This window comes from Listeria booriae (genome assembly GCF_000766865.1).
GTDB classification, from domain to species: Bacteria; Bacillota; Bacilli; order Lactobacillales; family Listeriaceae; genus Listeria_A; species Listeria_A booriae.
Window position 1 is genome coordinate 249,631 of the sequence record NZ_JNFA01000024.1, and the last position, 14,881, is coordinate 264,511.

The 14,881-nt window shown below is 41.6% G+C and carries 12 protein-coding genes; 11 read left to right on the forward strand and 1 reads right to left on the reverse strand.

Translation table 11 applies throughout. From position 1 onward, the window contains the following. Position 1: 1 nt before the first annotated feature. The 4 genes from EP57_RS10870 to EP57_RS10885 all read left to right on the forward strand — a co-directional run bounded on the left by EP57_RS10870 (position 2) and on the right by EP57_RS10885 (position 2,804). Positions 2-370, forward strand: a complete 369-nt coding sequence (locus EP57_RS10870; protein ID WP_036086644.1) for a hypothetical protein — start codon at positions 2-4, stop codon at positions 368-370. Then, the gene (locus EP57_RS16520) at positions 367-1,875 is read left to right on the forward strand and encodes a T7SS effector LXG polymorphic toxin (RefSeq protein WP_052167642.1); all 1,509 of its coding nucleotides are present in this window, start codon (positions 367-369) and stop codon (positions 1,873-1,875) included. The genes EP57_RS10870 and EP57_RS16520 overlap by 4 nt, the downstream gene beginning before the upstream one ends. A gap of 4 nt (positions 1,876-1,879) precedes the next feature. Beyond that, a complete protein-coding gene (locus EP57_RS10880; protein ID WP_036086647.1) occupies positions 1,880-2,329 on the forward strand; it encodes a hypothetical protein in 450 nt (149 codons plus the stop codon). 220 nt (positions 2,330-2,549) lie between these two features. Further along, positions 2,550-2,804: a hypothetical protein gene (locus EP57_RS10885; RefSeq protein WP_036086649.1), complete on the forward strand. Its 255-nt coding sequence runs from the start codon at positions 2,550-2,552 to the stop codon at positions 2,802-2,804. A gap of 243 nt (positions 2,805-3,047) precedes the next feature. Here EP57_RS10885 and EP57_RS10890 read toward each other — a convergent pair whose 3' ends face one another. Next, the gene (locus tag EP57_RS10890; RefSeq protein WP_036086650.1) at positions 3,048-3,962 is read right to left on the reverse strand and encodes an ArsR/SmtB family transcription factor; all 915 of its coding nucleotides are present in this window, start codon (positions 3,960-3,962) and stop codon (positions 3,048-3,050) included. Positions 3,963-4,303: 341 nt separating this feature from the next. Here EP57_RS10890 and EP57_RS10895 point away from each other — a divergent pair, with 341 nt between their 5' ends. From EP57_RS10895 to pyc, 7 genes are all read left to right on the forward strand, one after another. Beyond that, positions 4,304-5,566, forward strand: a complete 1,263-nt coding sequence (locus EP57_RS10895; protein WP_036086651.1) for an extracellular solute-binding protein — start codon at positions 4,304-4,306, stop codon at positions 5,564-5,566. Between the two features lie 69 nt (positions 5,567-5,635). After that, positions 5,636-6,538 carry a carbohydrate ABC transporter permease gene (locus tag EP57_RS10900; RefSeq protein ID WP_052167643.1) on the forward strand — a complete coding sequence of 301 codons (903 nt, stop codon included), beginning with the start codon at positions 5,636-5,638 and terminating at the stop codon, positions 6,536-6,538. A 21-nt stretch (positions 6,539-6,559) separates the two neighbouring features. Continuing rightward, entirely contained in the window at positions 6,560-7,402 is an 843-nt protein-coding gene (locus EP57_RS10905) for a carbohydrate ABC transporter permease (RefSeq protein ID WP_036086654.1), read from the forward strand. Positions 7,403-7,414: 12 nt separating this feature from the next. Then, complete coding sequence (locus EP57_RS10910; protein ID WP_036086656.1) at positions 7,415-7,843, forward strand: hypothetical protein; 429 nt, start codon at positions 7,415-7,417, stop codon at positions 7,841-7,843. Next, on the forward strand, positions 7,840-9,573 hold the full coding sequence (locus EP57_RS10915) for a glycoside hydrolase family 2 protein (protein ID WP_036086658.1): 1,734 nt from the start codon (positions 7,840-7,842) through the stop codon (positions 9,571-9,573). The genes EP57_RS10910 and EP57_RS10915 overlap by 4 nt, the downstream gene beginning before the upstream one ends. Positions 9,574-9,714: 141 nt before the next feature. Next, positions 9,715-10,926, forward strand: coding sequence for an FtsW/RodA/SpoVE family cell cycle protein (locus tag EP57_RS10920; protein ID WP_149028041.1), 1,212 nt, complete (start codon positions 9,715-9,717; stop codon positions 10,924-10,926). Between the two features lie 500 nt (positions 10,927-11,426). Next, entirely contained in the window at positions 11,427-14,870 is a 3,444-nt protein-coding gene (gene pyc, locus EP57_RS10925; RefSeq protein ID WP_036086662.1) for a pyruvate carboxylase, read from the forward strand. Positions 14,871-14,881: the final 11 nt, after the last annotated feature.

Below are 14,881 nucleotides of genomic sequence, written 5' to 3' on the forward strand. Positions count from 1 at the left end.
AATGGATCGAAAAGTGGAGGCACTACACCAGCAATTACAAAAGATGAGGCAGGAGAAAGAAGTACAGGAAGATGCGTTATATGCGATACGGCAAAAACAGGTGCGGTTAGAATCGGTGGAATCGGAACTATTTCATATGGAACGAGAGAAATCGAATTTGGTGGCGCAAGCGCATGAGGTTTGGCAAGGAAATCACGGAAGAAGCGTGGCACATGAAGCGGAAGGTATAGCGCATCAGAATTGGCGCCAACTTCGAAGGACGGTCGAGGAATCAAGAGAAGCCTTACAGCAGGAACAACAACGGCTACAAAAGACGGTCTATCAGCTAGAGAAAGAGCAGAAACGGATACATAAGGAGTTGTTGCTATGACGCGCATTGATATCGCAGAAGTCACCCATTTCAGAAGCCAACTCCGTGCAACAAATCAGACCATCACACCACGCATCGAAGCTGTCAGACAAGCAGTGATACAGTACTTGAACGATGAGTCAATAACAGGCGAAGCGATTCAGGCATCCAAAGACTATTACGCAGGCGCATATATTCAGCTATGTGGATCAATGAAACAAGCATTAAAAATGAGTGAAGAGAAGCTACAGCAGTATATTCAGGCTTTTCACAGCCAAGTAGATTCATCTCCCAATGCAAAACTGGACGCAGATGGTATTTACGATTTAAATCAAAAAATCAACGGCTTTGAGAATCGAATGGAGCATCTAACCGCAGAACTCAGTGCGATTAATGGAACCCAAAAAGCATCCGAGCTGAATAATCTCGCGACACAAATCTTTGAAGCACATAAAAAAGAAGCCATTTTAGCGAAGTATCTAGACTTTGAGCGGAATCATGCCAATTTTTTCAGTGAGTTAGGAGAACTAGCCCATTATATCAAGCAGGCTTTGCAGGATATTCAGAAAAATATTCGTTTTGATAGGGCGACTGGCACGTATGGCATGGAGAAGATAAATCGAACCAATTTTAGCGAACTTTCCAGATTATATGCGAGTCAACAAGCCATCGATGATCAAATAAAAGAAATCGAGGCTATTGGTTTGACTCCTATGATTTCAAAGGGGAACAGTGCAGGATTTATACTGCAAGACGGGCAACTGAATACGACGGCTACGCTTGGATTTGTAAATGAGCAGATGATATACTGGGAGAATGAATCGACTTTCCGAGAGCTTTTCTTAGTAGGCTCTTCGTATCGCGTGTTGTATGGTATTGACGCGGTAACAGGTCAGCATGTGACTGACTCGAGATTAGCATTTGATTTGCTAGTATTGGCCAGTAGCGCTTTTGGTGTTTCCGGTTTTGCGACACGTTTCGGAGCAGCCAAAACGGCAGCTTTTGATAAGAATGTGGTACTGAAAAATATCGAGGCAAGCAAGACCGCACGCGCCAGTTCTAATTTTAATGTATACGCCTCGAAAGAAAAAGTGGTGTTAAGGGATGTAGAGGAGCGAATATACGAGGTTAGAAAAGACAGCGCTGGAACTGAGATTGGAAAACATTCTGTAGGAACTTTAAATAGAGAACAAACTAGAATAGTAGTTGAAAATCTTTTAGACAATGGAGAAATAAGCTTAAAGGATTTACAAAATATGATTCCAGAAGGCACGCCAAACACATTTAAGCCTACAGACACTATGAAAATTGGTGGGAAATTTGAATTTCAATTGTCTGATGGTCAGAAAGCTATTATTAGATGGCATGAACCAGACCCTGTTGCAGCAGCCAAGTTTCCGAACTCAACATCGGGTTCAAGATGGACTGCTCAAATTAAGATAGGCAACAAACAAGTAACTGTCGATGGATTATGGACGAAAAAGCAAAACTTAAATGAAGTTCATATTCCAATTCAAGGGAGGTAATAGAATGGAAAAAGTGATGAAAAAAGAAGATTATTCTGAAATGCCATGGCTGTCTGTAGATAAATTATATTTATTATTTGAACAAGCTATCAAGGACTTTGAAAATGAAAAATTAACTAAGAAAGAATTTTTTGCTATTTTAGATGAATTAATGATGAGGCAAGGAGATACTTACGAAAATTTAAAAGAACCTTTGAGAAGTGAACTAGATAATGTTTTGTGTAGCTTATGGAACACGGAACATTATGATGATGTAGATATAATTACATCACTATTAATAAATTTAGGATTGAAAAAGACTTATAATAAAATGAAAGATTCTATTAAAGATACTACAAATATATCATCAGAAATACTTGAAGAAATAGAGGACACCATTGAAGAGGTTGGAGATAACATAGAAGACCCTTACCATGATTACATGAAGAAAATAACAGATTCAGAGAATAATTAATAAAACAAAATGGCACTCTCTTATTTGACTGGCATTGAAAAAATAGAGCCTTGATAGTTAAGATAGGATGTCAAGTTGCCCACAAGATTACAAAATAGGTGAAAAAAATGAGTGAAATAAGTTATTTAGAGGCAAAAGAGTTAACTTTAGAGGATTTATTGAAGATGAAGGGTTTACCCCCAATCAAGCAATAGCTGCAACTTTTGAGGATTCTGTACTAATGATGAAAAAAAGTAATAAGGTTTATGTCTCAGTTATGATAAATCTTTCAATTTTGAGTTTAAACAAAAAATTCATGCCAAACTATCTATTAGAGAAACAAGAAATTCTACCAAGACTTGAGAACTTAAATGAAGAGGAACAATCGGCTTATGAGTTGGATATTAATACTTTGAATCAGTTGCTAAGTAATCAAAATTTTGAAATTGATAAAGATGAAGAATACAGAGTAAAAGTAAATATGTTGTTAGTATAACACTCTGAACGAAAAATTAGGTTTTTAATACACTATTTTGCTATCCAAGTAGGGAATATTAGAAAGCTTGAATTAGAGCATACTCTTGTTTAATTTGGAACGCTAGAATTGAGTGAAAACCTTAAATAGAGGAGTTACCTTACCGTGATCATATGTCATAAAAAGGGCTTTGAGATGCTTAAAAACTCGAAGCCCTTTTGGCGTGCTAGCATTTTGGAGGGTGCTTTGGTCAAACTCAAAACATCAATTTGATTTCTCGCTATAATAAAATCCGAACTCAATATCTTTCTGATGATTTCCAAATCCTTTTCCGAAAATCGTTGTTCCGCCAATGTTTTTCGCGTCTTTTTCAACGGCGATGCGAAAGCTCACGAGGTCGCTAGTTAGTTCTAGGTCATCTAATGTCAGCTCGGACAGGATATCACCGTCAAAATGCGTACCGTGTTTCGAAATGCGAATCGTTTTAAATAGCCCGTACTGGCTGTTAGAGTCTTCCCACCAGCTTGGCGTGTATTTACCGCGAATATCGGAAAAATTGCCAGGACACGTCCATGTGCCCAATCTATGCCCGTTAATATAAAAGGAAATATCCGACGGCCAAACATTGTTCGAATACGGGAATTCTGATGCAATCTCAAAACTGATTTCTAGTAATTCGATACGCTCATTGGCTTGCAATGGATTCGGGACTTTGTATTCCAAATAACCTTGCGTAAACCAAATAATTTGCGCGTCCATCCGGCTGGAATCCATGAAATATTTCGGTTCATCGACATGGCCAATAAACGCTTTGCTCGACGCAAGCCCGCATGTCGGCGTCACATCATAGTCCGTATAATGCCCAACAGGAAGTTCAATCGAACGCATTTTGAAATTCGGGTAGATCGTTGTCGGGAAATTAATTTCGATTTTATCAACTACAAGCTTGGAAACCTTCTGGATACCAGATTTTCCAGGCATTTTTTCTGTGCGGATTAGTTGGGCTTTCTCTAGTTGATTAATGTGCCTCGTAATAATCGCGCTACTCATATGTAAAGCATGTGCAAGTTCTTTAATATTCATGGAACTTTGTGAAAGTAGATTCAAAATTTGGATTCTCGTCTCGCTAGCTAAGGCTTCATAAACATGAATGGAATCTTTCGAAATATCTAACTGCATGTTAAAAAAATCCTCCTTTAGTTAATGCTTTTATAGATGGAAATAGCTGAAATTAGTTCTAGAAAACAATTTAGTAAACCTATTAGTTCATCATAACATAAAATTGGTACTAAAAGAACTAAAAGAGTTGACAATAAAATTTTAGTGAATTATAGTAAAAATATAAAAGAAGTTTAGTTATTAATTTACTTAACGGTTAACTAAGTCTCTTCTTTTTTTGAAATGTTTTATGTAGGCGTTTACATCGGACTGCAGCTGATGTGGAAATACGCGAAAAAATGTCACCAAGAAGTTTGTGAAAAGTCGTTTGCTTTAGAACAATGAAAGTGGGAGGAATTGAGATGAAAAAGGTAGTAGGGCTAATTTGTATGTTAATGCTAGTTGTTGGGTTGGCAGCATGTGGAGGTTCGACTGACGCGAAAGATACGGCGAAAAGTAAGGAAATTATATTCTGGAATCCATTTACGGGTCCTGATGGCGCGAATATGCAAAAAATGGTGGATGCGTATAACAAAACCAATCCTGAATTCAAGGTGAAAAACATGTCATTAAAAGAAGGGGATATGTACACGAAGATTCCAACGGTTGTTAACTCCGGCAAAAACATTCCAGATTTGACGATTGTTCACGCCGAGCGCATTAAACAATATGTGGATAACGATATGTTGATGTCATACGATGATTACTTAGCAGATTTTCCAGACATTAAAGCAGAGAACTACGTACCAGAAGCTTGGAATATCGGCCAAATTGAGAATAAACGCTACAGTGTTCCGCTAGATATTCACTCCTTTATTATGTACTACAACAAAGATTTAGTGAAAAAATATGCTCCGACAGCGCTTGACGACGGTGTTGTGACGTTCGACGAAATTCAAGCTGCTGGAAAATTGGCTAAAAAAGATAAAATCGATGCCGTAACAGTGAGCTGGGTAAAACCAACGTTCCTATCACTTTACGCACAAAACGGCGGTAAATTAACGGAAAACGGTATTGATCCAACGCTTGATAACCAACAAGCTAAAGACACGTTCAACTTATGGAAAGACATGTACAAAGACGGAATTACAACAAAAGACGGCGAAGATTACTTCCAAAAATTCATCGCTGGCAAAGTCATTTTCGCACCGGAAGGTATTTGGATGCAAAATACGGCGAAAGATGCCAAGTTCGACTGGGGTATCACAAACGCGCCACAACTGAGCGAAGATAAAAATAAAATGGTGAACTGGTCCAGCTCACATCAATTCACGATGTTTAACAGTGAAGGCCGCTCCAAAGAAAAAACAGCTGGCGTATTGAAATTCATCGACTGGGTACAAGACAACTCACTAGAATGGGCAAAATCAGGTCAAAACCCAGCATCGCTTAAAATTGTGGAAGACCCAACTTATAAAGAAATGCCACAATCCTTCTTGTTACTTGATCCAGCAGAACAAAAATCATTGAAAATTTTCGATTATAAATACAATGGTTACGTATCAGAACAACTGGACGCGAACGGAAATGATATTATTTTCGGCAAAACACCAGTAGATAAAGGTCTCGCAGATATGCAAAAAGCAGTCGAAGATAAGATCGCCAAAGATAAATCGAATAAATAAGGAATGAGGGGCTAAGGATGTGATGATGCCTGGCCCCTTCATTAAGAATCTAGAGTGGGGGTTTGGTTAATGGAAGCAAATGCTAAAACAATCACGTATAAAAAAAGGAACTGGCGCTTTACGCCGTGGTTATTTGCGGGTCCGCATTTGATTATTTTCTTGATTTTCTTTTTGGTTCCGGTCGTGTATGGTATTTATATTTCGTTTACGGATTGGGATTTAGTTGGGACGCCTGATTTTGTCGGGTTTGATAATTATCGCGAGATTTTGTTTCAAAAGGATTCAACGTTTTATGAGCAGTTACATAATGGGTTGCGCAATACCTTCATTTTTGTTGTGTTGACTGTGCCATTTTGTATTATTGTGCCGTTGTTGCTTGCGAGTGCATTGAACGCGAAACCGAAGTTAAATAAGTTGTTCCAATCGTTGTTTTATTTGCCTTCGTTATTTGCGATTTCAGCGGTTATTATTATTTGGGGCTTGATGTTTAATGTGAGTTTCGGACCGATTAACCAGTTTCTTGGAACGACGGTTAACTGGGTTGGAACGCAGCCTTATGCCTGGCTGACGCTTGTGATTGTAACGGTTTGGTGGTGTATTGGTGGGAACATGATTATTTACCAAGCAGCGCTAAATGGGATTTCGAAAGATTTCTATGAAGCGGCGGACATTGACGGGGCTACTTCGATGCAAAAATTCTTCCGGATTACGTTGCCAAGTATTCGCGCGCAGTTACTTTACACGGTCGTAATGACAACGATTGCGCAGTTTAACGTTTACGGGCAACCGTTGATGCTGACAAAAGGTGGGCCATCTGGTTCGACGTCGGTACTTTTGATGTATATTCAGCAAAATGCGTTCGGTACAGGCCAGTCTATTGCGGGGATTGCGTCTGCGATGGCTGTTATTCTCGGACTGTGCATCATGGCTGTTTCTGCTGTCCAATTTTTCTTTTTACGGAATAAAAACTAGAGTGAGGGGAATGAAAATCTGATGAAAAAAGATTCGCGCTTTATTCCAAAATTAATTGCTTTTGTATTCTTGCTTGTGATGGCGATCATCTGGGTTGTTCCGCTTGCTTGGGGGATTGTGACGTCGTTTAAATCGGAGGCGGAAGTGGCAACGGTGGGCTTTAAGTTCTTGCCGGTGCAATGGGTGACGACGAACTATACGGAATTGTTGTTTGATAATGCGGCGACACCGCTTTTACGTTGGTTTATGAACTCGATGATTATTGCGGTTTCGCAAACGGTGTTAGTGCTCGTTGTGGTATCTTTAGCGGCATTTGCTTATAGTCGTTTGAAGTTCCGCGGACGCAATGCCATGTTTGTGTTTTTGATGGCTACGATGATGTTTCCGAGTGTCGTGAATTTGATCCCACTTTACAAAATTATCGACACGTTCGGATGGGTGAATAATTATTTAGCGGCGATTGTGCCGGGGGCTGCAGCTGTCTTTAATATTTTCCTAGTGAGACAGTTTATGGTGAACATTCCGATTGAATTTGATGAGGCGGCGCGCATTGATGGTGCTGGCGATTTCAAGATTTTCTACAAGGTTATTTTGCCACTTTTGCGGCCGGTGTTGATGGTTGTGGCGTTGTTTACGTTTACAGCTGCTTGGAATGATTTCCTCTGGCCGTCGATTGTGTTTAATGATATTGAAATGATGCCGATTACGCCAGGATTGCAGTTGTTGCAAGGGATGTACCAAGCACAACCAGCGCATTTGATGGCAGGGGCACTTGTCGCGATTGTACCGACGTTTATCTTGTATTTATTCGCGCAAAAATATTTCTTGCAGTCTATGGCATTGTCATCAGGCGTAAAAGGATAAGGGGGAGTTGGCATGAGCAGACGATTAGAACGAGTCTTTATATATATCGCAGCGGCTTGGCAGTTGTTGGACGGCTTGCTGACAATCTTCGTGTACGGCGTATTTATTAAAAAGCAAGGCTTGGATGTAGCGGGGCTTTCTGTTGCGCAAATGCGGGCGATGAAGGCGTTGTTTGGTAGTATTTTTAACTTTGTCGTAATCTTCGGGGTATTGTTGATTTTACTCGGATTATTGAATATTTATTTGGCGCGGAAACATTGGAAAGACGGCGCGGTCGGTTGGAAATTGCCAGTTTGGCTGCTCGTTTGTGGGATTTTCTCTTACTTCATTATGGATATTCCAAACATTTTCTTGTTTATGAGCGCGGGGATTATTGGCTTGGCTAAAAATAAAGGTATGAGAGCACGACAAAATGTGACGATTGGGGAGGAATTAGGATGACAGTTTTACATCCAAGGCCGCAGTTTGTGCGGGATAATTGGGAGAGTTTGGACGGTGTGTGGGGATTTGCGTTTGATGATTCGCAGGTTGGCGTGACGGAGCAGTGGTATGATGGTTTGCCAGAGCAGACGCCGATTCAAGTGCCGTTCACCTATGAAACAAAAGCGAGCGGAATTCATGATGAATCGCATCACGCGACGGTTTGGTATGAGAAAGAAGTGACGCTTACGACGGATAAAAATGTGTTGCTACACTTCGAAGGTGCGGATTATGCAACGACCGTTTGGGTGAATGGTAAGGTTGTTGGCGAGCATCACGGTTGCTATACGGCGTTTTCTTTTAACATCGCGGATTACATGGTCGACGGCAAAAATCGCATCACGGTTCGCGTACAAGACAGCATGGACACGGCGCAACCTCGCGGTAAACAGCGCTGGATTAAGGACAATTTCGGCTGTTGGTACGTGCAAACGACGGGTATTTGGAAATCGGTTTGGCTAGAATACGTGTCACCGATTCATATCGACTACGTGAAAATGACGCCAGATGTAGATAATCGCAAAATCGATCTAGAGCTAGAAACGAACGCATGGCATGACGGTTTAATCGCGGAAGCAACAATCACATTCGACGGCGAACTTATTGAAAAAGTAAGCGCGTTTGTAAAAGACGGTGTTGCAACCATGCAAGCATCTGTCCTTGCGAAGGGCGATCCGTGGAGTATGAAACTTTGGAATACCGAAACGCCGAATTTATACGATATTCATTTTTCACTAATAGAAGAAAACACCGAAATCGATCACGTCACCTCTTATTTCGGCATGCGCAAGATTGCGATTGAAGGCGATAAAATTTTGCTAAATAACGAAGAATTGTATCAGCGCCTCATTCTCGACCAAGGTTATTGGCAAGACAGCGATTTAACACCGCCATCCGTCAGCGCGCTCGAACTGGACATCGACAAAATTCTCGAAATGGGCTACAACGGCGTGCGTAAACATCAGAAAGTCGAAGATAACCGATTCCTATACCTCTGCGACAAAAAAGGCGTCCTTGTCTGGTCAGAAGTCGGCTCCACATACAGTTTCAGCGACAAAGCCGTGGCGAATTTCACTTCCGAATGGCTCGAAATCGTGAAACAAAATTACAACCATCCGTCCATCATCACATGGGTGCCATTCAATGAATCATGGGGCGTTTCTGACATTCACGTCAACAAGAAACAACAACAATTCACAGAAGGCATCTACTATCTCACAAAAGCATTTGACGGCATGCGACCGGTTATCACAAACGACGGCTGGGACCACACGATTTCCGACATTATCACATTACACGATTACGAAGAAATCGGCGAACTTTTCACCAAACGCTACACCGATCGCGAAAAATTACTCTCCAACGCGTTCCAACACAACCGTTTTCGCCATCCATTCGCGAAAAACTACGTCGATAAAGGACAACCAGTGATTATTTCCGAATTTGGCGGTATCGCTTTCCAATCCGAATCAGGCTGGGGTTACGGCAATCAAGTCAAAGACGAGGCGAGCTTTATCGAACGGTTTGACAAGATTACAGGTGCGATTCAAGCGCTCGATTATATTTCCGGTTTTTGCTACACTCAAGTCAGTGATGTGCAGCAAGAAATTAATGGCTTATTAACCATTGATCGAAAAGACAAAGTAGATCTTTCTGCGATTCGCGCCATCAACGAACGACGTAAGAAATAACACACAACGGATGACTTTTCAATCATTTTTTCCAATGCGGCGCAATTATTATTTCTTTTCAGAGCTATTTCCGATATAATGAAAAGATATACTAAAAGTAGGGACCTCGAAAGACAGGCTCGAAATGATTGGAAGATGTCTATGTTTAAGAAAATGCTCAAGTCCTATGATTACTCACTACTAGCTGTATACCTTATCGTGTGTATCTTCGGACTAATTATGGTTTACAGCTCCAGCATGTTTGTTGCCATTAACAAAGGATGGGACCCAGCCACGTTTTATAATAGCCAGTTGAAGAATTGGATTATTTCGCTTGTGCTGCTGATTTTCTTTGCTGTGTTCCCGTACAAAATTTTGCAAAATAATAAAATGTTGATGCTGATTATGTTTGGCTCAGTGACCTTGCTATTACTCGTTTTAGCGTTCGGTGATTCGGCCAATAACGCACAGAGTTGGCTCGTGTTAGGTCCCATTCGGATCCAGCCATCAGAATTTATTAAAGTATCGATGATTGTCTACATGGCAGCCGTTTATTCCAAGAAGCAGCGCTATATTGATGATTTTAACCGCGGCGTTTTGCCACCCGTACTATTCCTTGTTGTCATTTGTTTCCTGATTTTATTACAACCAGACATCGGGACAGCAGCTATTGTTTTCATGACAGGCTGCGGCATTATCATGGCATCTGGAATGCGCCTCAAAACCATTTTAAAACTTGTCGGATTAGGCTTAGCCATTTTAGCAGTTTTATGTATTATCGTGTTTTTGTTACCAGAAGACATTCGCTCCAAACTGATCACAACAAAGCGTATCGGACGGATTACAAGTTTCCAAAATCCATTTACCGATCACGGAGCTAGCGGTTATCAGTTGGTCAACTCGTTCTACGCGATTGGTTCCGGCGGCTTTTTCGGCCAAGGCTTAGGTGAAAGTGTACAAAAATTAGGTTACCTACCAGAAGCCTATACCGATTTTATCAGCGCGATTATTGCGGAAGAACTAGGCTTTTTCGGGATTTTAATCACGGTTGGTGGTATTTTCTTTATCGTGTTGCGTTCGATTGTTAACGGCATGCGTTCCAATGAAGCGTTCGGATCTCTGCTTTGTTACGGAACCGCGACCTTAATCGGTATTCAGGCATTCATTAACCTTGGCGGGGCCACTGGGATGATACCACTCACCGGTGTAACATTACCATTTACAAGTTTCGGCGGTTCCTCCTTAATGTCCATGTCGATTTTAGTTGGCATTGTGCTGAACGTTTCGATGATCAATAAGTTCCAGAAGAATTACGGAACAGATAAGCAATTAGAGAAACCGGGAAAAACGGTACAAACTGGAACACGAAGATAGAAAGGTTGGGACAAAACTCAATATAAAGCAAAGCGGCCGAGCCATATACTTTGGGTAGGAAGAAAAATTTTGCTTTACACAAATCGAGCGAAAGCGTTTGTATTCAGAGGATTTGGCGGAAGCCGGAAGCGGAGCATACTGGTGTATGTGAGAACCGGAAGTCCGCCGAATCCTCTGAATGCGAGCGCTTGTCGCCGATTTATTTGGGTTATGCCCCAGACTTGTTTTTCGTTCATAATGGGCTTTGTAAGCTGAATTATCAGAGTCGCATACAATATTTTTTATGAAAATGGGTGAAAAGAATTTACATTCGGGGCACTTTAATACTATAATTGATTGATATACCGAATTTCTCCATGACGGTAATATGTTAGCAGCTATGTAGATAGAAAAGTCCAGTGGATGACAAGCCTGATCTTGGTTATTTTATGCCTAAGACAGCGTTTGTTACTAAGAGCTGGAGAAAAAATTTTAGGTAGTGTAGGTTAGGAGGAAAAAAAATGAACAACATTAAAAAGGTTTTAGTTGCCAATCGTGGCGAAATCGCAATTCGCGTATTGCGTGCATGTACGGAACTAAACATTAAGACAGTGGCGATCTATTCGCAAGAGGATACGGCGGCTTTTCACCGTTATAAGGCGGATGAGGCTTACCTGGTAGGGGAAGGGAAGAAACCGATCGATGCTTATCTTGATATCGATAATATTATCGAAGTTGCTAAAATAGCAAATGTTGACGCAATTCACCCTGGTTATGGCTTTTTGTCGGAAAATATCGACTTCGCCAAGCGTTGTGAAAAAGAAGGCATCATTTTTGTAGGACCTAAATCGAAACACCTAGACATGTTCGGTGACAAAATTAAAGCGAAAGAACAAGCTTTATTAGCCGATATTCCAGTTATTCCAGGTAGTAACGGACCTGTGGCAAGCGCTGAGGAAGTAGCTGCTTTTGGAGAAAAACATGGCTATCCATTGATGGTAAAAGCATCACTTGGCGGAGGCGGACGTGGTATGCGTGTCGTTCAAGGCCCAGCCGATGTAAAAGAAGCATTTGACCGCGCAGGATCAGAAGCAAAAGCTGCATTTGGTAACGATGAAGTATACGTTGAGAAATGCGTAGTAAATCCAAAACATATCGAAGTACAAATACTCGGTGACTCACATGGCAACATCGTCCATTTATTTGAACGTGACTGTTCTGTACAACGTCGGCACCAAAAAGTAGTGGAAGTGGCACCATGTAATGCTATCACATCTGATTTACGTGAACGCATTTGTGATGCTGCCGTTAAACTAATGAAAAACGTGGATTATTTGAACGCAGGAACGGTTGAATTTTTAGTCGCTGGCGAAGAATTTTACTTTATTGAAGTAAATCCGCGTGTTCAAGTAGAGCACACGATTACAGAAATGATTACAGGAATCGACATCGTGCAGTCGCAATTATTTATTGCCGATGGTTCATCGATGCATGATCAAATCGTTGGTATTCCGCAACAAGAAGACATTCGTATTAACGGTTCGGCGATTCAATGCCGGATTACAACCGAAGACCCGTTGAACAACTTCATGCCAGACACTGGGCGTATCAATACATACCGCTCAACAGGTGGTTTCGGAGTTCGTCTTGATGCAGGTAATGGTTTCCAAGGAACAGTCGTAACACCATTTTACGATTCTTTACTTGTAAAACTATGTACGTGGGGCATGACTTTTGAACAAGCATCCCGCAAAATGATTCGTAACTTAATCGAGTTCCGTATCCGTGGCGTTAAAACCAATATTCCGTTCTTATTAAACGTTGTACAACATCCCGATTTCATTAGCGGGAACTACAACACATCCTTCATCGACTCCACACCAGAACTATTTGACTTCCCGAAAGTGCGTGACCGCGGTACGAAGACATTGCGCTACATCAGTAACGTAACAGTCAACGGTTTCCCAGGCATCAAACAACGCGAGAAGTTAGTATACGACGATCTCCGCATTCCAAAAATTCCTTTCGACGCAAAAATCGAACCAGGAACGAAACAAATTTTGGATGCAAAAGGTCCTGCTGGCGTAGTCGAATGGGTAAAATCACAAAAAGAAGTATTACTAACCGATACGACATTGCGTGACGCGCACCAATCTTTACTTGCAACACGCGTTCGCTCAAAAGATATTTTCCAAATTGCCGACCCAATGGCGCACTTATTGCCAAACATGTTCTCCTTTGAAATGTGGGGCGGGGCAACATTTGACACAGCGTATCGTTTCCTAAATGAAGACCCGTGGGTACGTTTAGAAACATTGCGCAAACAAATTCCAAACGTTATGTTCCAAATGCTATTACGCGGAGCCAATGCCGTTGGTTACAAGAACTATCCGGACAATGTGATTCGCGAATTCGTGAAACAATCCGCACAAAGCGGCGTCGATGTTTTCCGTATTTTTGATAGTTTGAACTGGTTGAAAGGTATGGAAGTGTCTATCGAAGCTGTTCGCGACGCAGGTAAAGTCGTGGAAGCAGCGATTTGTTACACAGGCGACATTGAAGATCAGACACGTACGAAATACAATGTAGATTACTACAAAGACATGGCGAAAGAACTTGTCGCACAAGGTACCGATATTCTGGCGATTAAAGATATGGCTGGACTTTTGAAACCACAAGCGGCTTATCGTCTTGTTAGCGAACTAAAAGATACAGTTGATGTGCCGATTCACTTGCACACACACGATACAAGTGGTAACGGTATTTACACGTATGCAGCAGCAGTAAGTGCGGGCGTTGATATTGTCGATGTAGCCTCAAGCGCAATGAGTGGCGCCACATCACAACCAAGTATGACAGGCCTTTACTACGGTCTCGAAAACGGAAAACGTCAAGCGATTCTTAATGCGCATAACTCGCAAATGATTAACCATTATTGGGAAGACGTTCGTAAATACTACAAAGACTTCGATAACGCGCTAAATTCACCACAAACCGAAGTTTACATTCACGAAATGCCAGGCGGTCAATACACGAACCTACAACAACAAGCAAAAGCAGTCGGACTTGGCGATCGTTGGGACGAAGTAAAAGAAACATACGCGGTCGTTAATGACATGTTCGGCGATATCGTAAAAGTAACACCATCATCTAAAGTTGTAGGCGACATGGCGCTATTCATGGTCCAAAACGACCTGAGCGAACAAGACATCTACGACAAAGGCGAAAGCATCGATTTCCCTGACTCCATCATCGAGTTCTTCATGGGCGAAATCGGCCAACCGTACCAAGGTTTCCCTGAGAAACTACAACAACTAGTTCTTAAAGGTCGCAAGCCGCTAACAGAGCGTCCAGGAGCCCTAATGGAGCCCGTTGATTTTGAAGCAGTTCGTGCCGAGCTAGCAGAAAAAATGCCAAAAGCCGAGCCTACAGACCACGACGTCATGTCTTACATCCTTTATCCAAAAGTATTCCTAGATTACTTAACGATGATCGACAAATATGGCGATGTCACAGTACTTGATACACCAACATTCTTCAAAGGCATGCGCTTAGGCGAAACCGTAGAAGTAGAACTTGAAAAAGGAAAAACACTGATTATCAAGTTAAACTCTATCGGAGAGCCAATTGCCGACGGAACACGCGTTATCTATTTCGAACTAAATGGCCAACCGCGTGAAATTTCGATCCAAGACTTCAACGTTCAATCTACCGTTGTAACGCGTCATAAGATTGACACAACCAACCCAGAACACGTTGGCGCAACAATGACCGGTTCCGTTATCAAGATTGTCGCAGAAAAAGGCCAGCTAGTGAAAAAAGGCGATCCATTGCTGATTACAGAAGCAATGAAGATGGAAACAACCATCCAAGCCCCATTCGACGGCAAGGTCAATGCCATTTTCGTAACAGACGGCGACACCATCGAATCAGCAGACCTACTCATGGAAGTTGGTCGCGTATAACACATAATAAA

What these genes read in the sequence shown, in the direction of transcription:
- EP57_RS10870 (WP_036086644.1), top strand. Translation starts at nt 2, where the DNA reads ATGGATCGAAAAGTGGAGGCACTACACCAGCAATTACAAAAGATGAGG.
- EP57_RS10900 (WP_052167643.1), top strand. Translation starts at nt 5,636, where the DNA reads ATGGAAGCAAATGCTAAAACAATCACGTATAAAAAAAGGAACTGGCGC.
- EP57_RS10885 (WP_036086649.1), top strand. Translation starts at nt 2,550, where the DNA reads ATGATGAAAAAAAGTAATAAGGTTTATGTCTCAGTTATGATAAATCTT.
- EP57_RS10915 (WP_036086658.1), top strand. Translation starts at nt 7,840, where the DNA reads ATGACAGTTTTACATCCAAGGCCGCAGTTTGTGCGGGATAATTGGGAG.
- EP57_RS10905 (WP_036086654.1), top strand. Translation starts at nt 6,560, where the DNA reads ATGAAAAAAGATTCGCGCTTTATTCCAAAATTAATTGCTTTTGTATTC.
- EP57_RS16520 (WP_052167642.1), top strand. Translation starts at nt 367, where the DNA reads ATGACGCGCATTGATATCGCAGAAGTCACCCATTTCAGAAGCCAACTC.
- EP57_RS10890 (WP_036086650.1), bottom strand. Translation starts at nt 3,962, where the DNA reads ATGCAGTTAGATATTTCGAAAGATTCCATTCATGTTTATGAAGCCTTA.
- EP57_RS10910 (WP_036086656.1), top strand. Translation starts at nt 7,415, where the DNA reads ATGAGCAGACGATTAGAACGAGTCTTTATATATATCGCAGCGGCTTGG.
- EP57_RS10920 (WP_149028041.1), top strand. Translation starts at nt 9,715, where the DNA reads ATGTTTAAGAAAATGCTCAAGTCCTATGATTACTCACTACTAGCTGTA.
- pyc (WP_036086662.1), top strand. Translation starts at nt 11,427, where the DNA reads ATGAACAACATTAAAAAGGTTTTAGTTGCCAATCGTGGCGAAATCGCA.
- EP57_RS10880 (WP_036086647.1), top strand. Translation starts at nt 1,880, where the DNA reads ATGGAAAAAGTGATGAAAAAAGAAGATTATTCTGAAATGCCATGGCTG.
- EP57_RS10895 (WP_036086651.1), top strand. Translation starts at nt 4,304, where the DNA reads ATGAAAAAGGTAGTAGGGCTAATTTGTATGTTAATGCTAGTTGTTGGG.